This is a genomic window from Ferribacterium limneticum (genome assembly GCF_020510585.1).
GTDB lineage: Bacteria > Pseudomonadota > Gammaproteobacteria > Burkholderiales > Rhodocyclaceae > Azonexus.
Genome location: NZ_CP075190.1, coordinates 3,675,961 through 3,700,815, shown reverse-complemented (window position 1 = coordinate 3,700,815; position 24,855 = coordinate 3,675,961). Strand labels below are relative to the sequence as shown.

Genomic DNA, 24,855 nt, shown 5'->3' with positions numbered 1-24,855 from the left:
TCAGTTAGCCGCCTTCTCAACTGGCCGCTCTTCCTTTGCCCGACGGTAGTTTTCCAACACTTCGGCTGCTGGCCTGCCCGTGCACAAGCGGACAACTTCGGCGACTGCCACGATGGTACGGTCCTCTGTGACTGCCAAGGTCTTGTTCTGGGTGGAGAGATACCGTTCGCGCTCAGCTAGTAAATGGTCCAGGATGAGTTCATGAGGCGCATCCGTGAATGGTCGGAAGCCTGCGCAGGTGTAGCAAGCGATGGGCGCGTTGAACTTACAGAAACCGAACTTGCCGCAATTGGCGATGGGTTCGTAAGTTCCAGTCAATTCTGGACAACGCACCTTTCGAAAACCATTTGGCTCCTCATGGCGTGAAACCAGAAGGCCAGCAAAAGCTTGTGCCACCGGTGCTAGTTTAAGGGCCATTGCTTTGTTAAAGCGTTGATGCAGCTTGCCAGTGATTCCTGCATATACGACGACATGGCGAATGTTGGCATGGTCAAGAAATTCAGCGATGACCTCTGGCGGATGGCCTTCTTCTGCCAACACGGTGGCTACGGTCCGGCGAAACCTTATGGCCACCATATTCATTGGTTCCCCGGTGCGTTCAGAGACGCATTCCAGTGAGGAGGCTAGATACCTGATGTGCTTACCCATAGCCGAACGTGTGCGATGAAATTCGTAGCCCGTCGCAGGGAACGATTTCCGCGCAAAGCTTCCCGGGAATAAGGGAGCCTGTCTTGGGTCCTGCAAGTGGTCCTTGAATTGGATTTCCAAGTTTTTGCTTAGGCGATACAGGAACTCGCCAAAGTCACTTACTAATAGTCGCGTCTTGAACACAGACCTGCTCTCTCGCCTCTTTTTGGCGGAAGGGATTCTAAGGTAGTAGTCGTACCCACCATCCGGCAATGCTTGCCGGAGTACATCGCAGAGCTTCATTTGGGCGAATTGCGTGGGTCGGGCACCGAAGATGCGAACCAGAAACAGTAGAGCAAAGTCCAGGTCAGTGAGCCGACCATCGGCAAAGGCGGCATGAAGTTTCGCGTCGAACTCCTCCCTTTCCAATACTGAGAACGGCCCAAAGATAGGACAGAGCGTTTTAACCGCTTGGCCGACAGGCACGGACTTGTCTCGCGTTTTTTCAAGATACTTTACTGAGTCAGCAGTGAGTCCGGGATGGCCAAGGCGATGCCATTGTTTCAAGAATCCTTTTAAGACTCGCCATGTGTTTGGGGAAAACTCGACTACGTCCACTCGGTAGTTCACGAGCATGCTCCCCGTTACCTCGGCGTAAGGCAATTCGATTGAGCCCATCTCGGTTTCTGTTTCCAGCAAATCTTCAAATAACTCAGCAGCCTTTTTTACAGAAGCCAGCCCGCGATTGCGTAAGTACCAAACTAACGTCAGCTTCAGAGACTTTAACAGTGCCGGTGTTGCCAACATAATAAAAGGCCTGAAGTCGATATAGACCGTGTCAGTCGCATCTCGCCCTTGCCAGACCATGTCACAGGGATTAATAACCAAACCGTCCTTCGATGTAACCCTTATCGGTAAGTCGTCGGGGGCTGACTCCTGGCCCGGGCATCGATTAGAAGGGGCAGTCATCAAGTTCCTCCGGGGCGGGCTTGTCGTTGAGCAACTGTGTCTGATTCTTTATGCTCGCCTGGTCTGCAATGCTACTCAAATACCGACGCCCATATTTTTCGGGCATCGACGACTTATCTGACCAGCCTTGGTGGATACGCAGGGCCGTCTTCTTCTCATCAGCGGTGCCACGCAAAGCGCTCAAGGTTTGCCATAAATGGTCCGTGTGGGTATATCGCAGCTTATGAGCGGTCAGATTGACAGGAAGGTCCGGACAATGCTTACGCAGGTCCCGAAAGATGTCCCCTAATGAGTGCTCGGACAATGGCTTGCCGTCATCGGTAGTAAAGACAAAACGGTGCTTTCTCTGTTTGGCTGGAATGTTTGCACGCTGCTCTCGTATGAACCGGTCAAGCTCGGTTACCAGGTCGGAGGACAGCGGCAGTTGCCGGGCTGCCGTCTTGGCTTGCGGCTGGAATTGCCGGGTGTCCTCCTTATCGTCAGGCGTTCTCGTCACAGAGAGGTAGGCACCGGCCTTGTTAATATCCGTGGTCTTTAGCTTAAGCAATTCGCCACCGCGTAAGCCGAGGGAAATAAGTAGTTCGATGATGAGATGGTTACGAGCCCGCACAAACTTCGATTTCCAGGGGGCGCGAGGTGAGTTTGGGGCGACGATTGAGCGCAGTAGTGCCACTTCGCTGGAAGAGAGTCCTATCGGGGCATTGGGATTCCCGCGAGCAGGTGGGGTAAGTGCATCCAATCGAGCGGATACTAAGTCCTTGGATGCAACCAGAGAAAAACGATATTTATCCGAAAGCGCTAGGTTGCCAGAATACTTGTTGGCCAGCGCCTCCAGAAAACAACGGGTCATGTAAAGTCGCGTGGCCAAGTAGTCGCTGCCGACCTCTTCATCTTCAGATGGCGTGGGTCGAATTAACTGCCGCGCCTTTTCCAGGCTGACCACCCGGGAATGTTTCGGGGCCAATGGCTTTGCTCTACATTTGGCGACGAAGTCTTCCGCCTTTAACCTATATAGCTCTGCTAATTGGCTGATTTCGTGCTCTTGCAGGAGAATGCCGCGCGAGAGCATCCGTTCAGTCAGGTCGATGCGGTTGGATTCCAACCAAAGGAAGAAGAGTTGCATCACCCGGCAAAACCGTTCGATGGTGTTTGGCGCCATGAAGGGACGGAGATACTCCAGGGTATATTGCAAAGGCTCTACTACTGGGATGCCTGTACGGCTGTCTACCAAGAGAGGAAGCCGTTCAGCGATGGCGTCGTGCTCAAAGCGCAGGTTCCTGACTACAAAGGGTTGCATTTGTTTACACATTTCTTGGCGGTGCAATTAGCATTACCTTACCTAAACGCTGTGGTTGTGTAAATAACAAAATTCCACAATTAGTTCGTTTTTATACAAAGACTTATAATTATTTGTTTACTACTATGAAGATAACCAAGGATTTCGACTGGAGAGACTACGGCAACGGCATCATCGCCTTCGATGCCGGCTACGTGCGCCCCATTCTGGCCGCCATCCACATGATCGTCGACGACGGTCGCGTCGCCTTCATCGACACCGGCAGCAACGACTCGCTGCCCAATGTGCTGGAAGCGCTGACTAAGGTCGGCCTCGGCCGCGACGCCGTCGATTACGTCATCCTCACCCACATCCACCTCGACCACGCCGGCGGCGCCGGCTCGCTCATGCGCGAATTCCCGAATGCCAAACTGGTTGTGCACCCGCGCGGTTCGCGCCACATGGCCGAGCCGTCCAAGCTGGTCGCTGGCGTCACCGCCGTCTATGGCAAGGAATACGTCGAGAACGTGTACGGCGACATCCTGCCCATTCCGGCCGACCGCATCATCGACGCCCACGAAGGCCTGACCATCCAGCTCGGCGGCCGCGAACTGCTCATGATCGACACACCGGGCCACGCCAAGCACCACATCTGCATCGTCGACCAGAAAGCCAAGGCCATCTTCACCGGCGATATGTTCGGGCTTTCCTATCGCGAATTCGACGTCGACGGCCGCCAGTTCATCCAGCCGACGACCAGCCCGACCCAGTTCGACCACGCCGAAATGCGCGCCTCTATCGACCGCCTGATGAGCTACAACCCGCGCGCCATGTACCTGACCCACTACGCCCAGGTCATCGACTTGCCGGCCCAGGCCGCCAACCTCCACCGCCGCCTCGACGCCCACGTCGCCATCGCGGAAGCCCACGCCAAGGACAGCGAAACTCGCCACGCCGCGACCAAACAGGAACTCACCGCCTACCTCCTGGCCGAACTGCGCAGCCACGGCTGCACGCTGCCTGAAGCGACCATTCTCGACATCCTAGCCACCGATCTCGAACTCAACGTCCGGGGCCTGACCTGGTGGCTGGATCACCGGGGCTGATCAGCGTTTAATCAAGTTTTGGTCAGGCTCGGTGCTAACGGCTCTTGTTGTATGCTGATGCTATATCTCGATGTGTCGTTTCTGCCGGAGTTCAATCACCTCATATGTCTGGAGTAAGTCTACTTAGAAGAATGCCGCCGAGGCTCTCCGCGTGGCTTTTCTATTATCTTGTTCCCGTTTTTCTCTTAGTGTGATTTTTTATTGGGACGATTCTGGGGGCTTTTGCCCTGTCTGCCCTACTGTATTGGGCTATGTGGACAATCGGTGAGCCAAAACCATTTACTCCTGCGCAACTTGTACTTTGGATTGATGGACTTCCAGCGGAGTCCAAGACCGCAGTAGTTACCTCCGTTCTAACGGTAGTTGGTTTCTTGATCGCATTTCATAGTGCTACGGTGAACTGGAAAGCAGAGGCGGTGGCTCATTTGAAAGCCTCTGTTGCCAGCGAGATTGAACAGTTCTTCAATGAAGCTGCGCAGTTGTCTACGAAGGCTAATATCTATATTCATTCGTTGGTAGAGGCTGTGAATTTGGTCCATGCCGAAGGGGCGACGCCTGACGCCGCCTTCAAAATTAGGCGAGCGATAGATCAAGCTTCCAATTTTCTCGCGACACGAGATCGCCTTTCAGTTATGTCCATTGAGGTTCATGGTATCGCGGGGCGGCATTGTTCAGTCCTATCCTCGGTGTGGGGGACAACCAAGGCCCTTGAAGAATGTGCGGCCGCTTTCGAGAAAATTGCTCAGCAAATGTGGATTCGAGTGCCTAATATTGAGGCAAACCACCCAGACCAGATCGGACAATTTGTCGCACAAGTTAACGTTGCTGAGTGCAAAAGCTTCATTGAGTGTTATGAACAGAGCTATGGATTCATAAACGCGACGAGTGGCGGTATTCGCGGTACGTTGCTTGCTCCGTTGATCGGTATAAATCTATCGTCAATATTGAGCCTTTACGGCAAACAGTCGGTACTAGTCGAAGCGCTCTCGAAAATTCGCAGAGGCAAATAGTCAGGATGGCCACGCCTGTCGAACGGCTATGTTCGAAAAGATCAAGCTTCTAAGCAACTGATTGTCTGCTACGGGCACCCGGCACCCTCCCACGGTCAACCGGAAAAATCGCCCAAATTTGAAATCCTCGCGCCGCAGCTTGCCGGCGATCGAGCATCGATCAGCCTCAAATCGCCGACCACTCCGCATCTTCGTTTGACGGTGCGTGCAGCTCTGCTCTGGGTTGTGGCTTGTTGTGCCCGAGCATGCCACGGGCTGGCGTGGCTCTGGTGCTTGCCGAGGCGGTCTTGCCAAGCTTGAAGCTCGAGACCTGTTGTTTCAGTTGTTGCGCCTGTTCTTCCAGAGACTCGGCAGCGGCTGCGGCTTCTTCGACCAGCGCCGCATTTTGCTGGGTGACTTGGTCCATCTGGGCGACAGCATTGTTGACCTGTTCGATGCCGATGGTCTGTTCGACCGAAGCGGCGCTGATGCCGGCGACGATGGTGGACAGGCTGGAGATGGCGGCCATGATTTCGTTCATGCTCTGGCCGGCCTTTTCGGCCTGCTTGGTGCCGTGTTCGACCTTGCTGGCTGAATCACGGATCAGCACGGAAATTTCCTTGGCGGCCTGCGCCGTACGATGAGACAGGGCGCGGACTTCGGTGGCGACGACGGCAAAGCCCTTGCCTTGCTCGCCGGCGCGGGCCGCTTCGACCGCGGCATTGAGGGCGAGAATATTGGTCTGGAAGGCGATGGCTTCGATGACGCTGATGATGTCGCCGATTTTGCGTGAACTGTCGCGGATTTCGAGCATGGTGGTGGCCGAGGCATTGACGATTTCGCCGCCGCGCCGGGCGATTTCCGCGGCCGACTGGCCAAGGCGGTTGGCCTGCTTGGCGCTGTCGGTGTTTTGCTGGGCGGTGGCGGTGAATTGCTCGATGCTCGCAGCCGTTTCCTCAAGGCTGGAGGCCTGTTCTTCAGTGCGCACCGAGAGGTCGCTGTTGCCGGCGGAGATTTCCTTGGCGGCGGTCGAAATGGTATCGACGGCGCCGACGACGTTGCCGATCAGCTCCTGCAGGTTGGCCACCGTGGCGTTGAGGCCCTCGGCCGTTTCGCCAAACAGCCCCGGATAGTGCTTGTCGATCTTGTGCGTCAGGTTGCCCTCGGCCAGCGCTTGCGACACCGATGAAATGTCGGCCAGCGCCTGTTCGGCCGTGGTGCTCAGGCTGTTGAGCAGATCGCTCAGCGTCTTCGCATAGCCCTGCTTGCGCGTGGTGTCGATTTGATGGGCGAAATCACCTTGCGCCGCGGCATCGACGACGGCGCGAACTTCATCAACCACCTCAATCAGGGCGCTCACCGTGGCATTGACGGCGCTGGCCGTCTGCCCGAAGGCGCCGGGGTAAAAGGCATCGACTTTTTGCGAAAGATCGCCGGCGGCCAACGCCGAGGCGACGCGCGAAACATCCTGCAGGCTGGTATCGGTGACGACCATCAACTGGTTGAGGGCGACCGCGATTTCCTGGCCGAAGCCCTGTTTGTCGCCCACTTGTATCCGCTTGCCGAGATCGCCTTTCTCGGCCGAGTGGACCATTTGCCGGATTTCATCGACCAGGCCGCTCAGGCTGTCCTGCATCTGTTTCATGGCGGCCAGCATGCTGGCCGAATCGCCCGGCCGGACAAGGACTGTGCCGCTCAGATCGCCCCGGGCGATGCGGTTGGCTACCGCGACGGCTTCGGCCGGCTCGCCGCCGATCCGCCGGTTGAGCGACGATGCCAGCGATTTCATGCCGAGCACAACCAGGGCGCAGCCAACAATGCTGGCGATGATGGCGATGACGCTGTTGGTCTGGCTGGTGTCCATCAACTGCTTGAACGAGGATTCGGCAAACTGACTGGCCACGCTGACCGTCTCCTCGACGCCCGTACGGTGCGCCTCGTAGTGCTGGCGCATCTGCTTGAGCGAAGCTTCGAGCGCCGCCTGCTCTTGCGCGGCAACGGCTGGCAGGAAATTCGTGTCGAGTTCGGCCCAGAACAGGTCAGCCTGACGCCGCTGTTCGCCGAGCAGCTTCTGTTTTACGCCAGCGTCGAGGTCGCTTTCGGTCCAGAACTTGTTGCGGTCGTTGTAATCCTTCTTCAGCTGAGCGATTTTTTCGATCAGTTTCGGGCGCTGATCGACCGGGGCGCTGGCGATGTCGTAGGCCACCAGCTGGGCTTCGATGACATACAGCGGCGGCGGCAGAATATCGGCCACGACATCCTTGCCCTGTCCCATCAAAGAAGCCGCTGACGAGACTTTTTGCAGGGCGGCGATGCCGACGCCGCCGACAATGAGCAGCACCACGAAAACCATCAAGGATATGACGCGCAGAAATTTGCCCAGCGGCAGATTTTCAAGGAATTGCATGCTCATTCAGCCTGTGGTGAAGGGATGGGAAGAAAGCAGTAAATCGCAAGCGAGCGGGAATTCTGTGCCCAATTATAAAGTGAATCTTTTCGCCGAATGCTTGGGCAAAATCTGCACCGGGCAACGCAAGTTCTACGGTCAACCGGGAAAAAGGCCCAATTTTGAAATCCGCGTGCCGCAGCCTGGCCGGATCAGTCGGCGCCCTGGCGCTTTCCGGTCAGGCCGAGGAGGGCCAGAGCGGCGATCAGCCCCAGCGCCAGCCAGTTTCCGAAGCGGGCATAGGGCGTCATGCCTTCGTAAGCGCGCACGTCGCCGTTCAGCACGCCGGTCGTGAAGGCGGGCAGGGTGGCGCTGACGTGGCCCTGAGCGTCGATGATCGCGGTCATCCCGGTATTGGTCGCGCGCAGCATCGGCCGGCCGGTTTCGGCGGCGCGCATCTGGGATATCTGCAAATGCTGCGGCTGGGCCAGCGAATGGCCGAACCACGCGGTATTCGACAGATTGGCCAGAATGCCGGCCGCGGGCAGGGCGCGGATGATTTCCTCGCCAAAAACGTCTTCGTAGCAGATGTTGGCCGCCACGTGCTGGCCGGCGACGGCGAGCGGCGTCTGCACTTCCGGCCCGCGCGTGAAGGACGACATCGGGATGTTGGCGTAGGCCATGAACCACGCGAAGCCGGCCGGAATGAATTCGCCGAAGGGCACCAGATGGTTCTTGCTATAAACCTGCAGCGGCGAGCTGCCGATGCTGACGGCGCTGTTGAAGTAGTTCTCGCCAACGCCGGTCAGCGTGCCGAAAATGATGTCGCCGTTCTGGCGCTTGGCCAGTGCTTTCAACTCGTCGAGGAAATCGATGGGAATCTGGTCGATGAAAACCGGAATGGCTGTTTCCGGCAGGACAGTCAGTTGCGCCGGGTTCTGCGCGATCAACTCGCGGTAAAGGTCGAGCGTGCGGAAGAAGGCTTCCGGCCGGAATTTCATTTCCTGCGGCACGTTGCCCTGGACCAGCGCGACGCTGATCGGCTCGCCGACCGGCGTCGTCCATGCCACCTGCTGCAGGCTGAAGCCAGCGATGGCGAGCAGGGCAGCAAACGGTACGCCGACCCGCCAGCGGACGAGCAGGGCGCCGCTCAGCGCGACGAGCAGCGACAGGCCGTGTACGCCGAGCAGCGGCGCAAAGCCGGCCAGCGGACTGGGTGCCGCCTGCGAGTAACCGACGGTGAGCCACGGGAAGCCGGTGAAAATCCAGCCTTTAAGCCAGTCGACCGCAGCAATCAGGGCGGCGAAGAGCAGGGCCTGTCGCCAGAATGCCGCCGGTTGCCAGCGTTTGAAGACATAGCCGGCGACCATCGGAAACAGCGCCATCACGGTGCAGAACAGGAAGGCAGCCGGCCCGGCCAGCCACCACGGCATGCCACCAAAAACCGAGAGGCTGACGAAGACCCACGACACGCCGGTCAGGAAAAAGCCCATGCCGAAGGCAAGGCCGGTGAGCAGACCCTGGCGCGGGCTGTCGGCTTCGCGCAGCAGCCAGAAGAAACCGAGCCAGACGAGCGGCGCCAGCCAGAACAGGCCAAACGGCGCGAAGCAACCGACGCCGACGACGCCCATGGTCGCGGCGATCAGATAGCGTGCAGCCCGGTTTTTAGCCAGTAAAGTCTTCAGCACCGGCAAGTGGCTTGGGTGCCGGTGTCACCAGCAGGGTGTAGAGGCGGCGGCTGTCGGCGCGCAGCACCTGGAAGCGGACGCCGTCGATGTCCATGACTTCGTTGCGCTTCGGCACGCGGCCGAGGTGGCGCAGGACCAGGCCGCCGACGGTGTCGAATTCCTCGTCGGAGAAGGTGGTCTTGAAGGCTTCGTTGAAGTCCTCGATTTCGGTGCGCGCCTTGACTCGGTAACGGCCGGAGGCATCGAGGCGGATGTTGTCGTGGGTTTCGTCGAAGTCGTATTCGTCCTCGATGTCGCCGACGATCTGTTCGAGCACGTCTTCGATGGTGACCAGGCCAGCGACGCCGCCGTATTCATTGACGACGATGGCCATGTGGTTGCGCGAGACGCGGAATTCGCGGAGCAGGACATTGAGGCGCTTCGATTCGGGGATGAAGACGGCCGGCCGCAACCAGTCGCGCAGGTTGAATTCCGGTTCAATCTGGACGCGCAGCAGATCCTTGGCGAGTAGCACGCCGAGCACCTTGTCGCGGTCGCCGTCGACCACTGGAAAACGGGAGTGGGCGGCTTCGATGACAACAGGCACGACCTCGGTCAGCGGGTCGTCGATGTCGATGACATCCATCTGGGCCCGGGGCACCATGACGTCGGTGACACGGGTGTCGGAGGCGGCCAGCGCGCCTTCGATGATGGTCAGCGCATCGGCGTCCATCAGGTTGCGCTCGTAGGCGCCGTGCAGGATTTCTAACAGCTGCTCGCGGTCTTCAGGCTCGCGCAGCAGCAGGGAAGTCAGTCGTTCAATGAAACTCGGTTTACTGTCACTGTCCATAATATTTAAACCGCATACGGGTCTGGATAACCCATTGCGGCGAGAATCTCCCTTTCTTCGTCTTCCATGGCCTGGGCATCTTCGTCGTTTTCGTGATCCCAGCCCTGTAAATGCAGCATACCATGCACCGTCAGGTGCGCGTAATGAGCAGCCGGCGGCTTGTTCTGCTCGGCCGCCTCGCGCGCCACGACGCTCGGGCAGATGACCAGATCGCCGGTTACCAGCGGTTCGCTGTCATACGGAAAGGACAGCACGTTGGTCGCGTAGTCCTTGCCGCGGTACTCATTGTTCAGCGTCCGGCCTTCGTCCGCGTCGACCAGGCGGATCGTTACTTCGCCGCCACCGACCAGAGCGGCGCGCGCCCATTTCACGAAATCCGCTCGCAAGGGTAAGCCCTCGCGGTTACAGGCATATTGCACCGAGAGGTTAAGTCGTTTGCTTGGACTCATAGGCTTCGACGATGCGGGCGACCAGCGGGTGGCGCACCACGTCTTCCTTCTTGAAATGGGTAAAAGCCAGGCCGCGCACGCCCTTGAGGATGCTGATGGCTTCGTTGAGGCCGCTCTTGTGGCCCTTGGGCAGGTCGATCTGGGTGATGTCGCCGGTCACCACGGCCTTGGCGCCGATGCCGATGCGGGTCAGGAACATCTTCATCTGCTCGGGCGTCGTGTTCTGCGCCTCGTCGAGAATGATGAAGGCGTGGTTGAGCGTGCGGCCGCGCATGAAGGCGAGCGGCGCGATCTCGATGGCGCGCTTTTCGTAGAGCTTGCTGACGCGGTCGGCGCCCATGAGGTCGTAGAGCGCGTCGTAGAGCGGGCGCAGATACGGGTCGATCTTCTGCGTCAGGTCGCCGGGCAGGAAGCCGAGGCGCTCGCCGGCTTCGACGGCCGGGCGGGTCAGGATGATGCGTTCGACCAGATCGCGCTCGAAGGCATCGACGGCCGAGGCAACGGCGAGATAGGTCTTGCCGGTGCCGGCCGGGCCGATGCCGAAAGTAATGTCGTGTTCCTGGATGTTCTTGAGGTACTCGACCTGGCGCGGCGTGCGGCCATGCAGTTCGGTCTTGCGGGTGATCAGTTGCGGGCCGTCGACCGGGCCTTCGGCCTTGCGTGAAATGCGGCGCACCGGGGCGTTGAGCAGTTCGATCAGGCCGAGCTGGATTTCATCGACGGTCAGCGCTTCGCGCGCCATGCCGTAGAAGTGCTGCAAGGCTTCCACGGTCAACCGGGATTTTTCGCCGAAAACCGAAAAGCGTTCGTTGCGACGGCGAATGACAACATCGAACGCTGTTTCGATCTGGCGGATATTCTCGTCGAGCGGGCCGCACAGGTTGGCCAGCATGGCGTTGTCGACCGGCGCCAGCGCGATCTCGACCGGCTTGGTCTTGGGGGCGGGCTTGGCCCGCGCTGCCGGCTTGTCAGTCTTCGCGGATGACAATTTCGCCTCTCAGCGTGTGCGACAGCGACGAAGTAATGCGGACATCGACGAAGGTGTTGATCAGCCGTGGGTTGCCGGCGAAATTGACGATCCTGTTGTTGTCGGTGCGACCGGCCAGTTCATGCACATCCTTCTTCGAGGTGCCTTCGACCAGTACACGCTGGATGCTGCCGACCATGGTCTGGCTGATTGCTTGCGCCTGTTCGTCGATGCGCTTCTGCAAACGGAGCAGCCGGGCCGACTTGACCTCGGCCGGCGTTGAATCGTCGAGCTCCAGCGCCGGGGTGCCCGGGCGCGGGCTGTAAACAAACGAGAACGAGCTGTCGAAACCGACTTCGTCGATCAGCTTCATCGTCTTCTCGAAGTCCTCGTCCGTCTCGCCGGGGAAACCGACAATGAAGTCCGACGACAGCGAAATGTCCGGCCGCGCCGCGCGCAGCTTGCGGATGATCGACTTGTATTCGAGCGTCGTGTAGCCGCGCTTCATCGCCGCCAGCACGCGGTCGGAGCCGGCCTGCACGGGCAGGTGCAGGTGCGATACGAGCTTCGGCACGGTGGCGTAGGTATCGAACAAGCGCTGCGTCATTTCGCGCGGATGCGAGGTCGTGTAACGAATGCGCTCGATGCCCGGCACTTCGGCGATGTACTCGATCAACATCGCCAGATCGGCCTTCTCGTCCGTCTCGGCCATGTCGCCGCGATAGGCGTTGACGTTCTGGCCGAGCAGCGTCACTTCGCCGACGCCATTTGCCGCCAGACCGGCGACTTCGGTCAGCACGTCGTCGAACGGCCGCGACACCTCGCCGCCACGCGTGTAGGGCACGATGCAGAAAGTGCAGAACTTCGAGCAGCCTTCCATGATCGAGACGAACGCCGAGGCGCCCTTCACTTCGGCCGGCGGCATCGAATCGAATTTCTCGATTTCGGGGAAGGATATATCGACCGCCGCCTTGCCCTTCGCCTTGCGCTCAGCCATCAACTGCGGCAAACGGTGCAAGGTCTGCGGCCCGAAAACGATATCGACGTACGGCGCCCGGGCGACAATCGCGTCGCCCTCCTGGCTCGCCACGCAACCGCCGACACCGATCACCAGATTCGGATTCAGCTTCTTCAGGTGACGGACCCGGCCGAGGTCGTGGAAAACCTTCTCCTGCGCCTTCTCGCGCACCGAGCAGGTGTTGAACAGGATGATGTCGGCTTCCTCAACGTTGTCGGTCCTGACAATCGGCTCGGAGGCGTTGAGCACATCGGCCATCTTGTCCGAATCGTACTCATTCATCTGGCACCCGAAGGTACGGATGAATAATTTCTTGGGCATGGGTAACACTTCACAAATCAGTGGGTGCCGCTTAGGTCATCCTGCGGCACAAAAGTTCGCCATTATAACCGACCCGAAATTCGGTTGACCGGCCAACCCCCGCAAACTATAATCCGCGCCCTCAAGCGTGGTGATGTAGCTCAGTCGGTTAGAGCGATGGATTCATAACCCATAGGTCGGCAGTTCGATTCTGCCCATCACCACCAGTAATACCGAAAACCCGTTGATTCGTCAGCGGGTTTTTCTTTTTCAGGCTCCGGTTCTGGGCCGAATATTGCTAGTACTGCCTCGTAGTGTCGTTTTTCCGAAAGCGAGGTGCGTCATGCATGATTTTCCGAACTCATTTAACGCCAGCGCAAGCCTGACCGAAGAGGCCATGTTCTGGATGCGCCTGGCTGCCTTTGCCGGCGTTTCGGAGTATGTGCTGTCGACGGGCGCTTCGTTGCAGGATGCGGAGGAGCTGTTGTTCGGCTATTGCCTGCCGGGCGATTTGCCGTCGCGCTATGCCAGTCTTTCCGGCGGGGCGGCGAATCCGCGCATTTTGGTTTGATGGTGCTTGCGCTTGTCAGGTTGTCGACAGTGCGGCACGAGCCAATGCACTTTTGTGGTGCGCTGGCTCGTAAAAAGGGCGGCTGATCGAATCGATCAGGCTGGCGCCGAAGTGCGGATCAGGTGATCAAATGCGCTGAGCGAGGCGGTGGCGCCGGCGCCCATGGCGATGATGATCTGCTTGTAGGGCACTGTCGTGCAGTCGCCGGCGGCGAAGACGCCGGGTACGTTGGTCTGGCCCTTTGCGTCGATTTCGATTTCGCCACGATTGGACAGGCCAACAGTACCTTTTAGCCAGTCCGTGTTCGGCAGCAGGCCGATCTGCACGAAAATGCCTTCGAGGTCGATGCGCTTCACTTCGTCGGTGTTGCGGTCCTTGTAAACCAGCCCGTTCACCTTCTCGCCGTTGCCGGTGACTTCAGTCGATAGAGCTTTGACGATGACCGTGACGTTGGGCAGGCTGAACAGCTTTTTCTGCAACACGGCGTCGGCGCGCAATTGGCCGTCGAATTCGAGCAGCGTGACATGGCCGACGATGCCGGCGAGGTCGATCGCCGCTTCGACGCCGGAGTTGCCGCCGCCGATCACCGCGACGCGCTTGCCCTTGAACAGGGGGCCGTCGCAGTGCGGGCAGTAGGCGACGCCCTTGCCACGGTATTCCTGCTCGCCGGGGACGTTCATTTCACGCCAGCGGGCGCCGGTGGAGAGGATGACGGATTTGCTTTTCACCGAGGCGCCGTTGTCGAGCTTGATCTCGATGAGGTCGCCGGGGATCAGTTGCGTGGCGCGTTGCAGGTTCATCACGTCGACGTCGTAGTCCTTGACGTGTTCTTCGAGTCCCATGGCCAATTTCGGGCCGTCGGTGGCCTTGATTGAAATGAAGTTCTCGATGGCCAGTGTATCCATGACCTGGCCGCCGAAACGTTCGGCCAGCAGGCCGGTACGGATGCCCTTGCGGGCGGCGTAGATGGCGGCTGCAGCGCCGGCCGGGCCGCCACCGACGACGAGTACGTCGTAGGCTTCCTTGGCGTTGATCTTTTCGGCATCACGGGCGGCGGACCCGGTGTCGAGCTTGGCGATGATTTCCTCGATGCTCATCCGGCCGGCGCCGAATTCGGAGTCACCCTGGAAAACGGTCGGCACGGCCATGATCTTGCGGCGCTCGACTTCGCCCTGGAACATGCCGCCGTCGATCATCGTGCTGGTCACGTTGGGGTTGAGGACGGCCATCAGGTTCAGCGCCTGCACGACATCCGGGCAGTTGTGGCAGGACAGCGAGATGAAAGTCTCGAAATTGAAGGTGCCGGGCAGGGCCTTGATCTGCTCGATCACGGCGGCATCGACCTTGGGCGGATGGCCGCCAGTCTGCAGCAGGGCGAGGACGAGCGAGGTGAATTCGTGGCCCATCGGGATGCCGGCAAAGGTGATGCGCGGCGTTTCGCCGGGCAGGCCGATGGCGAAGGACGGGCGCAAGGCGGCAGTGCCGTTTTCGCGCAGGCTGACCTTGGGCGAGAGTTCGGCGATGTCGGTCAGCAGACTGCGCATTTCCTGGGCCTTGGCGCTGTCGTCAAGCGAGGCGACGAGTTCGATCGGGCGTTGCAGTTTTTCGAGATAGGCCTTGAGTTGAGCCTTGATGTTGCTATCGAGCATGTTGTTCTCCCTATGCTGAATTTCACTGAAATTCCACGGTCAACCGGAAAATTTCGCTGAAATCCAAATGATCGAGCGGCGATCGCCGCTCGATCCTGTTTGCCGCTAACTAATTAAATCTTGCCAACCAGGTCCAGCGACGGTGCCAGGGTGGCATCGCCTTCGTGCCACTTGGCCGGGCAAACTTCGTTCGGGTGGGCGGCGGTGTACTGAGCGGCCTGCAGCTTGCGCAGGGTCTCGGAAATGTCGCGGGCGATTTCGTTGGAGTGGATTTCAACGGTCTTGATCACGCCATCCGGGTTGATGACGAAGGTGCCGCGCAGGGCCAGGCCTTCGGAGTCGATATGCACGTCGAAAGCGCGCGTCAGTTGGTGGGTCGGGTCGCCGATCAACGGAAACTGGGCCTTGCTGACGGCCGGCGAGGTTTCGTGCCAGACCTTGTGCGAGAAGTGGGTGTCGGTGGTGACGATGTACACCTCGGTGCCGGCCTTCTGGAATGCGGCGTAGTTGTTGGCGGCATCTTCGATTTCGGTCGGGCAGTTAAAGGTGAAGGCGGCCGGCATGAAGATCACGACAGACCACTTGCCCTTGAGGCTGGCTTCGGTGACTTCGATGAACTTGCCGTTGTGGAAAGCCTGGGCCTTGAACGGTTGAACCTGGGTGTTGATGAGCGACATTGTTTTCTCCTGAGTGGGTGTTTGAAATTGAACACAACGCCATACTAGGTGCTGTACTTTGATCAATCCAATTGATTGGTCAAATACTCGCGATAGGATTTAGCTATTTTGTTTGGCTGCTTGGCACCTAGTCCCAAAGTACTAGTCAGTCTTTCCATTGGCACTATTGAAGCCCTTACTGCAGTATGGACTTGATACACATCAATTGAAGTCCCTGTATGGATCGGGATCATTGCCAGCCATGGCGGCGTTGGGCTGCCAAAGTTTGAGGAGGTCGGCCGGATGAATATTTCCAGCGCCATTTTGTACATCGCTCCGGAGCGCCTGTACGAGGCGTGCGAAGCACTTCTCCTGATGCCCGGGGTGGAAATTCATGCCCGGAGTCCGGAGGGTAAGGTGGTCGTTACTCTGGAGGATGACGACACGAACTCGGCTGCGGATAAATATGTAGCCCTGCATGGAGTGCCCGGCGTCGCATCGGTGGCCATGGTTTATCAATATAGCGACGACGAATCAGTAGATACCGAGGAGGTAGAGGCGTGAAGCTCAATCGACGCGATTTCATCAAGGCCAACGCAGCAGCGGCGGCCATGTCGGCAGCAGGATTGGCTGCGCCCGGTACGGCCGTGGCGCAGGGCAAGGACGAGATTCGCTGGGACAAGGCGGCCTGCCGTTTCTGCGGAACGGGTTGCGGGGTACTGGTCGGGACGCAGGAGGGCCGCGTGGTGGCCACCCAGGGCGATCCGGACGCACCGGTCAATCGTGGCCTGAACTGCATCAAGGGCTATTTTCTGTCCAAGATCATGTACGGTGCGGATCGTCTGAAGACGCCGCTGCTGCGCATGAAGGACGGCAAGTACGACAAGAACGGCGATTTCGCGCCTGTTTCCTGGAAACAGGCTTTCGACATCATGGAAGAGAAGGCCAAGGCGACGCTCAAGGCCAAGGGGCCGAACGGCCTAGCCATGTTCGGCTCGGGCCAGTGGACGGTGTGGGAGGGCTACGCCGCTGCCAAGCTCATGAAGGCCGGCTTCCGCACCAACAACCTCGATCCCAACGCCCGCCACTGCATGGCTTCGGCTGTTGCCGGCTTCATGCGTACCTTCGGTATCGACGAGCCGATGGGCTGCTACGACGACATCGAGCATGCCGACGCCTTCGTGCTGTGGGGCTCGAATATGGCCGAGATGCACCCGATCCTGTGGACGCGCATCACCGACCGCAAGCTGTCGAACAAGGGCGTCAAGGTGGCCGTGCTGTCGACCTTCGAGCACCGCTCTTACGAGCTGGCCGACATCCCGATGATCTTCACGCCGCAGACGGATTTGGCGATCCTCAACTACATCGCCAATTACATCATCCAGACCGGCAAGGTGAATCAGGCCTTCGTCGACAAGAACATCAATTTCAAGAAGAGCGCTACCGACATCGGCTACGGCCTGCGTCCGACCCACGCGCTGGAAAAGGACGCGACCAGCAACGGTTATCCCGGCGCTGATGGCAAGCCGAAGGGCGATACCGGCAAGTCCGATCCGATTACTTTCGATGAATTCAAGAAGTTCGTTTCGGAATACACCGTCGAAAAGGTTTCCAAGCTGTCCGGCGTGGCCGAGAAGGATCTCAAGGCACTGGCTGAGCTGTATGCCGACCCGAAGGTCAAGATCATTTCCTTCTGGACCATGGGCTTCAACCAGCACACCCGCGGTACTTGGGCCAATAACCTCGTCTATAACATCCACCTGCTGACCGGCAAGATTTCCGAGCCGGGCAACAGCCCGTTCTCGCTGACTGGCCAGCCTTCAGCTTGTGGCACGGCGCGTGAAGTCGGTACTTTCTCGCACCGCCTGCCGGCCGATATGGTCGTCACCAACCCGGAGCACCGCAAGCACACCGAAGAGTTGTGGGGCCTGCCGGACGGCACGATCCCCGACAAGGTCGGTTACCACGCCGTGGCCATGGCCCGCGCCCTGAAAGACGGCAAGGTCAATTTCTACTGGCAGCAGTGCAACAACAACATGCAGGCCGGTCCGAACATCAATGAAGAGCTCTACCCGGGCTGGCGCAAGCCGGAGAACTTCATCGTCGTCTCCGATCCGTACCCGACGGTGTCGGCGATGGCTGCCGACCTCATCCTGCCGACCGCCATGTGGGTCGAGAAGGAAGGTGCTTACGGCAATGCCGAGCGGCGCACCCAGTTCTGGCGCCAGCAGGTCAAGGCGCCGGGCGAGGCGCGCTCCGATTTGTGGCAGGTCATGGAATTCGCTAAGCGCTTCAAGGTCGAGGAGGTCTGGCCGGCCGAACTGGTTGCCAAGGCTCCGAAGTGGAAAGGCAAGACGCTGTTTGATGTGCTCTACGCCAACGGCGTGGTCAACAAGTACAAGACCAGCGAAACCGCTGCCGGCTTCGATAACGACGAGTCGAAGCACTTCGGCTTCTACGTCCAGAAGGGGCTGTTCGAGGAATATGCCTCTTTTGGCCGCGGCCATGGCCACGATCTCGCGCCGTTCGATACCTACCACCAGGCGCGCGGCTTGCGCTGGCCGGTAGTCGGCGGCAAGGAAACCCTGTGGCGCTTCCGCGAAGGTTATGACCCGTACGTCAAGAAGGGTGAGGGCGTGAAGTTCTACGGCCATAAGGACGGCAAGGCAGTCATTTTTGCGCTGCCCTACCAGCCGCCCGCCGAGTCGCCGGACAAGGAATTCGACATGTGGCTGTCCACCGGTCGTGTCCTTGAGCATTGGCATACCGGCACGATGACCCGCCGCGTTCCTGAGCTGTACAAGGCCTTCCCGGATGCGGTTGTCTTCATGCACCCGGATGACGCCAAGGCGCGTGGCTTGCAGCGCGGCATGGAAGTGAAGGTGGCTTCGCGGCGCGGTGAAATCCAGTTGCGCGTCGAGACGCGTGGCCGTAACAAGCCGCCGCGTGGCCTGATCTTCATCCCGTTCTTCGATGCCGGTCGTCTGGTCAATAAATTGACGCTGGACGCAACCTGCCCGATTTCGAAGGAAACGGACTACAAGAAGTGCGCCGTCAAGGTTACTCGGGCCTGATGAGGCCGGATTCCACGGTCAACCGGAAAAATAAGCCAAAAAGCGAATGGGGCCCCGGCTCCAGACGCTCATCGGAGGTAATGAATATGAGATTGATCACTGCACTGGCCCTGGCCGTCGGCATGCTCCTGGGGGGAGTTGGCGGCGTCAGCGCGCAGGAATTGCGAGTGAATGAGATCGGCATCGAGTCGATCGAGGGGAACCCCAAGGTCGATATGTTCCGACCGGAGAAGGACCAAGCAGCCATTCCGCGCAACTTCCAGAAACAGCCGCCGCTGATCCCGCACAGCATCAAGGGCTACAACATCACCCAGAACTTCAACAAGTGCATGGACTGCCACTCGAAGGAACGGGCCGAGGAAACAGGGGCAACGAAGGTTGCCAAGTCGCACTATCTCGACCGCGAAGACAAGAAGGGATCGAATATCTCTCCGCGCCGCTATTTCTGCATGCAGTGCCACGTGCCGCAGTTCGACGCCAAGCCGCTCGTCGCCAATACCTATAAGCCGGCTGCCAAGAAGGGGGAATGATGAGTCTCGATAAATTCACGCCCGCATGGGTCAAGCGCATCGGGCTGGTCACCGTATTTGCCCTGTTTGCTGCCGGTGTCGTTTTCTGGGGAGGCTTCAACTGGGCTCTCGAGGCGACCAACAAGGAATCGTTCTGTATCTCCTGTCACGAGATGGAAGAAAACGTCTTCCGCGAATATCAGAACACGGTGCACTATACGAACCGCACCGGGGTGCGCGCCACCTGTCCGGACTGCCACGTACCCAAGGAATGGGGGCCGAAGATGATCCGCAAGATCCAGGCCTCCAACGAAGTGCTGCACAAGATTCTGGGTACCATCGATACGCCTGAGAAATTCAATGCCAAACGTGCGCAGTTGGCTCAGAACGAGTGGCGGCGCATGAAGGCGAATGACTCGCAGGAGTGCCGCAACTGCCACCGCTACGACTACATGGATTACACCGAACAGGGTAACCGGGCAGCCCGTCAGCATCCTCAGGCCTTCACGGAGGGCAAGACCTGTATCGACTGCCACAAGGGCATCGCTCACCAGTTGCCGGCAATCGACCAGCACATCGGCAAGCAAAACGACGGTGCAGTGGCCATCTCGCACGGCGAAAAACCGGCCGAGCCAGCCAAGGAAGAAGAGAAGCCAGCGGCCAAATAATCCCTTTGCCGATGGCATCAAGGCAAACCCGGCTGCGTGCCGGGTTTGTTGTTTTGTGGCTAAATAGGTTGCCAGACGTATGAATATTACAAATATTCACGCAATCGCCTGCAAATAGGCGCTCTTGGGCCAACACTTATTTAAAAAGGTATGCTACTTTTGTCGTGCTGCCGTTCCGACGGCCAGTTTTCTTAAACATTGATAGGTAACTAGGAGGCACTTAGATGAATAAATCCGAGCTGGTCGAAGTTGCTGCAAAAGAAGCTGGTATAACCAAGGCTGCTGCTGACAAGGCGCTGTCGGCCATCATCGGCGCGGTAGTCAAGACCGTGACCGCAGGGGAGTCTGTTACACTCGTTGGTTTCGGTACTTTCAAGTCCGCAAAGCGCGCAGCGCGCACCGGCAAGAATCCCAAAACCGGCGCTACGCTGAAAATTCCCGCTACTACGGTTCCGAAATTTACTGCTGGTACGGCTTTCAAGGCATCGGTCGCCGCAAAGAAGACCGCCGCCAAAAAGAAGTAATCCGGTGTTAACGAATGCGGGGTTCGTCTTCGACGGGCTCCGCTTTTTTAAGTTGCAATGAACAATCCGAATCCAGAAAATCCGCCCGAAGCTCCTGTTACGGTAGCCCCGCCGCCTGATACGCGTCGCCGCTTGCGTGACCTCCTTTCGATCCCTGAACGTGATCGAACTGACGAGCAGTGGGACGAAATCATCGAGCTGGAAATCCAGCTCGCTCCCGGTAACCGTGTTTCCAGCAATGAGCCGCTTGGTGGCAGTCCAGGTCGCAGCAACATGCAGCATGGCAAGCCAGGCGGGAATGCCGGTACCGGTGGCGGCATTGGCCAACAGCAAAAGAAGCATCGCCCGCGCACCAACAACAATCGCCGACCGCGCCAGAACAAGCCGCAAACCGGTGGTGGCGGTGGCACGCCCGCCTGATCTGCTTGTTCCATTGTCCTGAAACGGCATAATCGCCGTCATGCAGCAGTTTGATCTGATCATCGTTGGTGGAGGGCTGGCCGGCGCCAGCCTGGCCTTGGCCTTGCGCGACACCCGCTTGCGTATCGCCCTCGTCGAAAATATCCCACCACATCTGCCCGATGGCTGGGACTCGCGTATTTACGCAATCAGTCCGGCCAATGCCTCATTTCTTGAATCAATAGGGGCATGGCGCCACCTTGACGCCTCAAGAATGGCGCCGATCCGCGCCATGCAAATCCATGGCGATGGCGCTGGCCGACTGGACTTTTCCGCGTTTGAGACCGGCGTTTCCGAATTGGGCTGGATTCTCGAATCGTCGCAGATGGCTTGCGAGTTCTGGGAGAGCGCCAAGCGCCAAGGCAATCTGACGCTCTTTTGTCCGGCTCGGCCGGATGGCCTGGAGTTTCGCCAGGATGCAGCCGTCCTTCGCCTGAGCGATGGCACGACCTTGTCGGCACGTCTCCTGGTCGGTGCCGATGGCCGCGATTCGTGGGTGCGGCGGACTGCTGGTCTGGCTGAGGTCAACACGCCGTATGGAGAAAAAGGCCTGGTCGCCAATTTCGCCACGGAAAAACCGCACAACAACACGGCATTCCAGTGGTTTCGCAACGATGGCGTGCTGGCCTATCTTCCCTTGCCGGGTAATCGCATTTCCATCGTGTGGTCCACGCCTGATGGCCATGCCGATGAACTCTGTTCGCTTCCTTCCGAACTGCTTTGCGAACGGGTGGCCGAGGCCGGGAGTCGGGTACTGGGCAAACTGGAGTTGCTCACGGCGCCGGCGGCTTTTCCCTTGCGCTTGATGCGCGTACCGCAAACAGTCGCGCCACGACTGGCGCTGGTTGGTGATGCGGCGCATGGAATTCATCCCTTGTCCGGTCATGGTATCAACCTTGGCTTTCAGGATGCCATGACGCTTGCCGGTCAACTAACGGCAACACAGCCGTGGCACGATATAGGTCAGGAGCGTTTCCTGCAGCGTTATCAACGCGCCAGGCGCGAGGAAACTGTGTTGATGCAGACAACGACAGACAGTCTGCGTCGCTTGTTCAAAGAGTCATCACCAGGCTTGCGCCCGTTGCGCAACCTTGGTCTGGATCTGGCCAACGGCCTGCCGTTAATAAAAAATGCCCTGGTGCGGTATGCTCTCGGCGCCCTTTAGGAGAATCGCATGTTGAAGAAATTGTTGCCGATGGTCTTGGCGATGACGTTTTGTCTGAGTGCCGCGGCTGACGAAGCCGATATCCGCAAGCAAATGGAGGCTAAGCTCGGCGCCAAGGTGGAAAGCGTCACGAAATCCGGCTACCTTGGGCTTTACGAAGTCTACGCTGATGGCAATATTTTCTATACCGACGAAAAAATGTCGGCCATCGTGGTCAGCGGTCAGTTGATTGACGCAAAAACGATGAAAAATGTGACCGACGAGCGCATGAAAAAGCTCACGGCAATCAGGTTTGGCGATTTGCCGCTTGATCGGGCCATCAAGCAGGTGCGTGGCGACGGCAAGCGCGTGCTGGCCACCTTCGAGGATCCCAATTGCGGCTATTGCAAGCGTCTGGCCAAGGAGTTGCAGAAGCTGGACAACGTCACCATCTATACCTTCCTGTTGCCTATTCTTTCTGAAGATTCTGTGCGCAAGTCGAAGCAGATCTGGTGTTCCGGCGACCGCGCCAAGGCATGGAACGACTGGATGATCGATGGCAAGGCACCGGCTGGTCGCGAGGATTGCGATACCACTGCTGTCACCAAAAATCAGGAATTTGGCCGCAAGCTCAATATCACCGGCACGCCGACCATGTTCTTTGCTGATGGCGAGCGGATTCCCGGCGCAATACCGCTGGCCCGCATCGAGCAGAAGCTCGGTCAGGCCAAGTAGTACGTAGAGGCAGTGATACTCGGCGCACTCTCGGCGCCTATTGTGATTCGCCCATTCCGAAGGCATGATTCCTGAATGGGCATATCCACCTCCGGACAAATGATCAGCCGTGCGTTCGGAGCACGTGTTCGGCTGGTGCTGTTTTTCGTCTTCACCTGGCTGGGTGTTGTCCTGTTGCTGGCATTTTTGCTCAACGAAGGGCGGCGCGAGGCCGAACGGAAAGCCCCCTCTGACGCGCTCGGCGTCACCTCCCTGTTGGAGGCTCGTCTTGCCGCAACGATGCGGCGCCTTCAGGGTAACCTCGAGCACCTTGCCGTCTCGTTGCCCCGAGATGCCTTCAAGCTGGCTGAGGTCGGGCGTTACCGGGAAGCCGTGGTCAATGAACTGGAGCTCTTTTCCGGGCAGTTTCCGGAAGTGAGCGGCTTTCGCGTCATGGATGCTGCGGGCAGCCTTCTCTATGCTTCCGGCGTAGCGCTAGAGACCTCCGGGTTTGCTGAGCGCAGTTATTTCAATGCGCCAGCGGTGCAATCCGGCAATGCCCTTTATTTTTCTGAAGTGATTACGGACAAGCTATCCGGGCGCACATTCCTGTTTGTTATCCAGCCGGTACGTGACGCCCATGGAGGCTTGCTTGGACTGGTGGCAGCGCCGCTTGATCTGGACGTTCTGGCGAAGATATTCGAGACGATCAACGTTGGCTCAAAGGGAGTTGTTGCGATCTGGCGGGCCGATGATGGCCGACAGATTCTGCGGCGGCCAGCTGTCCCTGATCAGGTGAATCAGGTGCTGGCGAATAATCCACTGTATAGACGGATCGAGTCCGGCGAAAAGCTGGGTACGATGCGCGCGCCGGCGATGCTCGACGGGCTTGACCGGGTTTATGCATTTCAGCGCATTGCAGACTATCCGCTGTATGTTGCCGGTGGCTTGGCGGTTGACGATTATCTGGCCGAGTGGCGCCAGACGCTCTGGGTTGCTGCTGTATCAGCGCTCTTGCTTTTTCTGTCTCTCTCCCTGGTTCTGATTCGTTTGCTGCGCGCGGAAAACGAGGAGGAGGTGACTGCCAGAAAACTGTCGCAGAGCGAGGCGCGATATCGCATGCTGGCGGAAAATAGCCATGACGTTATCTGGACGCTCGATATCCCGTCACGTCGCTATACCTACGTCAGTCCCTCCATTACCGACATGTGCGGCTATCTGCCCGAGGATGTGCTCGGCCAGTCGATTGATGCCCGTCTGACGCCGGAATCGGCGTCGCGACTGGCAAGGGATATCGATCAGCGCTTGCGGCGAATTGCCGCTGGTGACAAGGCGGCGAGTGTCGTGGTCAGCGAGCTGGAACAGGTTTGCAAGGATGGCGAGGTCATTTCGACCGAAGTGGTTTCGAGTTATCTGCAAGATGCCGATGGTGTGGCGCATACGATCCTTGGTATTACGCGCAATGTCAGCGAGCGCAAGGCGGCAGAACTGGCATTGCGCGAAACCAACCGGCAACTCCATGCGCGGATCGAGGAAATCGGCCGTTTGCAGGTGGCGCTTCAGGAGCTGGCTGTGCGCGACAGCCTGACCGGTTTGTATAACCGGCGTTACCTCGATGAAACGCTCGAGCGCGAAGTATCCCGCGCCCGTCGGGAAGGGAATCCGCTGGCGCTGGTCATGCTCGATATCGACTATTTCAAGCGGGTTAATGATACCTACGGGCACCAGGTGGGTGACGAGGCCTTGCGCATGCTGGCAACGACCTTGCTGGCCGATGTCCGGACGGAAGATGTGGCCTGTCGTTATGGCGGTGAGGAATTCCTTATCCTGCTACCCAATATGCCGCTGGAGACGGCTATCCAGCGTGCCGAAGCCTGGCGACAGGCGATCGAGGAGTTGTCCGTTGCCCTCGGCAACTTCCATATCACCTTTACCATTTCCCTCGGGGTGGCGGCCTATCCCGAGCACGGCAAGACGCCGGACGACCTGACCCGGTGTGCCGATCAGGCACTTTATCGCGCCAAGCACGAAGGCCGTAACCAGGTTTCCGTCTTCTCCGCCTGATTCAACAGCGGCCGGCTGACAGCCGGATCGGTGGCTCGTCCACCTTGAACATTCCACTTTTTACCACGTCGGCATGCGTTGCCCGGGAATGTTTTTGATTTGCCTCAACTCCTGATAAGTCACTTTAAGTGTCAATGTTCTTGCATTGATTTTTAAGGGTAATTTTTCTCAAAAATCGTCTAAGCAAACTTCCGTAAGTCCTTGTTGCGTAAGAAAAAA

At 58.6% G+C, this 24,855-nt stretch carries 22 protein-coding genes and 1 tRNA gene; 13 read left to right on the top strand and 10 right to left on the bottom strand.

Annotated features, from left to right (window positions below; genetic code table 11):
- Both KI613_RS17695 and KI613_RS17690 read right to left on the bottom strand, forming a co-directional pair.
- Positions 1-1,596, bottom strand: coding sequence for a site-specific integrase (locus KI613_RS17695; RefSeq protein ID WP_226401831.1), 1,596 nt, complete (start codon positions 1,594-1,596; stop codon positions 1-3).
- A complete protein-coding gene (locus tag KI613_RS17690; protein ID WP_226401829.1) occupies positions 1,580-2,920 on the bottom strand; it encodes a tyrosine-type recombinase/integrase in 1,341 nt (446 codons plus the stop codon). The genes KI613_RS17695 and KI613_RS17690 overlap by 17 nt, the downstream gene beginning before the upstream one ends.
- 98 nt (positions 2,921-3,018) lie before the next feature.
- Here KI613_RS17690 and KI613_RS17685 point away from each other — a divergent pair, with 98 nt between their 5' ends.
- Both KI613_RS17685 and KI613_RS17680 read left to right on the top strand, forming a co-directional pair.
- On the top strand, positions 3,019-3,978 hold the full coding sequence (locus KI613_RS17685; protein ID WP_226401827.1) for an MBL fold metallo-hydrolase: 960 nt from the start codon (positions 3,019-3,021) through the stop codon (positions 3,976-3,978).
- Between the two features lie 251 nt (positions 3,979-4,229).
- Positions 4,230-4,988: a hypothetical protein gene (locus KI613_RS17680; RefSeq protein ID WP_226401825.1), complete on the top strand. Its 759-nt coding sequence runs from the start codon at positions 4,230-4,232 to the stop codon at positions 4,986-4,988.
- Between the two features lie 166 nt (positions 4,989-5,154).
- Here KI613_RS17680 and KI613_RS21320 read toward each other — a convergent pair whose 3' ends face one another.
- The 6 genes from KI613_RS21320 to miaB all read right to left on the bottom strand — a co-directional run bounded on the left by KI613_RS21320 (position 5,155) and on the right by miaB (position 12,625).
- Positions 5,155-7,374, bottom strand: a complete 2,220-nt coding sequence (locus KI613_RS21320; RefSeq protein ID WP_319004077.1) for a methyl-accepting chemotaxis protein — start codon at positions 7,372-7,374, stop codon at positions 5,155-5,157.
- A gap of 191 nt (positions 7,375-7,565) precedes the next feature.
- On the bottom strand, positions 7,566-9,041 hold the full coding sequence (gene lnt, locus KI613_RS17670; protein ID WP_226401823.1) for an apolipoprotein N-acyltransferase: 1,476 nt from the start codon (positions 9,039-9,041) through the stop codon (positions 7,566-7,568).
- Positions 9,019-9,870: an HlyC/CorC family transporter gene (locus tag KI613_RS17665; protein WP_226401821.1), complete on the bottom strand. Its 852-nt coding sequence runs from the start codon at positions 9,868-9,870 to the stop codon at positions 9,019-9,021. The genes lnt and KI613_RS17665 overlap by 23 nt, the downstream gene beginning before the upstream one ends.
- Positions 9,871-9,875: 5 nt before the next feature.
- A complete protein-coding gene (gene ybeY, locus KI613_RS17660) occupies positions 9,876-10,241 on the bottom strand; it encodes an rRNA maturation RNase YbeY (RefSeq protein WP_404826945.1) in 366 nt (121 codons plus the stop codon).
- A 55-nt stretch (positions 10,242-10,296) separates the two neighbouring features.
- Entirely contained in the window at positions 10,297-11,211 is a 915-nt protein-coding gene (locus KI613_RS17655; protein ID WP_226405776.1) for a PhoH family protein, read from the bottom strand.
- A gap of 76 nt (positions 11,212-11,287) precedes the next feature.
- Positions 11,288-12,625: a tRNA (N6-isopentenyl adenosine(37)-C2)-methylthiotransferase MiaB gene (gene miaB / locus KI613_RS17650; RefSeq protein ID WP_226401817.1), complete on the bottom strand. Its 1,338-nt coding sequence runs from the start codon at positions 12,623-12,625 to the stop codon at positions 11,288-11,290.
- Between the two features lie 129 nt (positions 12,626-12,754).
- Here miaB and KI613_RS17645 point away from each other — a divergent pair.
- Together KI613_RS17645 and KI613_RS17640 are read left to right on the top strand one after the other, a co-directional pair.
- Positions 12,755-12,831, top strand: a tRNA-Met gene (locus KI613_RS17645).
- A 116-nt stretch (positions 12,832-12,947) separates the two neighbouring features.
- Positions 12,948-13,175 carry a hypothetical protein gene (locus KI613_RS17640; protein WP_226401816.1) on the top strand — a complete coding sequence of 76 codons (228 nt, stop codon included), beginning with the start codon at positions 12,948-12,950 and terminating at the stop codon, positions 13,173-13,175.
- 95 nt (positions 13,176-13,270) lie between these two features.
- Here KI613_RS17640 and ahpF read toward each other — a convergent pair whose 3' ends face one another.
- Positions 13,271-14,824 (bottom strand): alkyl hydroperoxide reductase subunit F, encoded by a 1,554-nt coding sequence (gene ahpF / locus KI613_RS17635; protein WP_226401814.1) that lies wholly within the window; start codon positions 14,822-14,824, stop codon positions 13,271-13,273.
- A gap of 113 nt (positions 14,825-14,937) precedes the next feature.
- Complete coding sequence (gene ahpC, locus KI613_RS17630) at positions 14,938-15,501, bottom strand: alkyl hydroperoxide reductase subunit C (protein ID WP_226401812.1); 564 nt, start codon at positions 15,499-15,501, stop codon at positions 14,938-14,940.
- 282 nt (positions 15,502-15,783) lie between these two features.
- On the opposite strand from ahpC, the gene KI613_RS17625 reads away from it, so the two are divergent.
- The 9 genes from KI613_RS17625 (at position 15,784) to KI613_RS17585 (ending at position 24,636) form a co-directional block, all read left to right on the top strand.
- Complete coding sequence (locus tag KI613_RS17625) at positions 15,784-16,044, top strand: chaperone NapD (RefSeq protein ID WP_226401810.1); 261 nt, start codon at positions 15,784-15,786, stop codon at positions 16,042-16,044.
- The gene (napA, locus tag KI613_RS17620) at positions 16,041-18,554 is read left to right on the top strand and encodes a nitrate reductase catalytic subunit NapA (RefSeq protein ID WP_226401808.1); all 2,514 of its coding nucleotides are present in this window, start codon (positions 16,041-16,043) and stop codon (positions 18,552-18,554) included. The genes KI613_RS17625 and napA overlap by 4 nt, the downstream gene beginning before the upstream one ends.
- Before the next feature lie 86 nt (positions 18,555-18,640).
- The gene (locus tag KI613_RS17615) at positions 18,641-19,084 is read left to right on the top strand and encodes a nitrate reductase cytochrome c-type subunit (RefSeq protein WP_226401806.1); all 444 of its coding nucleotides are present in this window, start codon (positions 18,641-18,643) and stop codon (positions 19,082-19,084) included.
- Positions 19,084-19,731, top strand: coding sequence for a NapC/NirT family cytochrome c (locus KI613_RS17610; protein ID WP_226405774.1), 648 nt, complete (start codon positions 19,084-19,086; stop codon positions 19,729-19,731). Before KI613_RS17615 ends, KI613_RS17610 begins: the two co-directional genes overlap by 1 nt.
- 224 nt (positions 19,732-19,955) lie before the next feature.
- A complete protein-coding gene (locus KI613_RS17605) occupies positions 19,956-20,255 on the top strand; it encodes an HU family DNA-binding protein (protein ID WP_226401804.1) in 300 nt (99 codons plus the stop codon).
- A gap of 132 nt (positions 20,256-20,387) precedes the next feature.
- A complete protein-coding gene (locus KI613_RS17600) occupies positions 20,388-20,675 on the top strand; it encodes a hypothetical protein (protein ID WP_226401802.1) in 288 nt (95 codons plus the stop codon).
- A gap of 40 nt (positions 20,676-20,715) precedes the next feature.
- Complete coding sequence (locus KI613_RS17595) at positions 20,716-21,879, top strand: UbiH/UbiF family hydroxylase (protein ID WP_226401800.1); 1,164 nt, start codon at positions 20,716-20,718, stop codon at positions 21,877-21,879.
- 9 nt (positions 21,880-21,888) lie between these two features.
- Complete coding sequence (locus KI613_RS17590; protein ID WP_226401798.1) at positions 21,889-22,593, top strand: DsbC family protein; 705 nt, start codon at positions 21,889-21,891, stop codon at positions 22,591-22,593.
- Between the two features lie 75 nt (positions 22,594-22,668).
- Positions 22,669-24,636 (top strand): diguanylate cyclase, encoded by a 1,968-nt coding sequence (locus tag KI613_RS17585; RefSeq protein ID WP_226401796.1) that lies wholly within the window; start codon positions 22,669-22,671, stop codon positions 24,634-24,636.
- Positions 24,637-24,855: the final 219 nt, after the last annotated feature.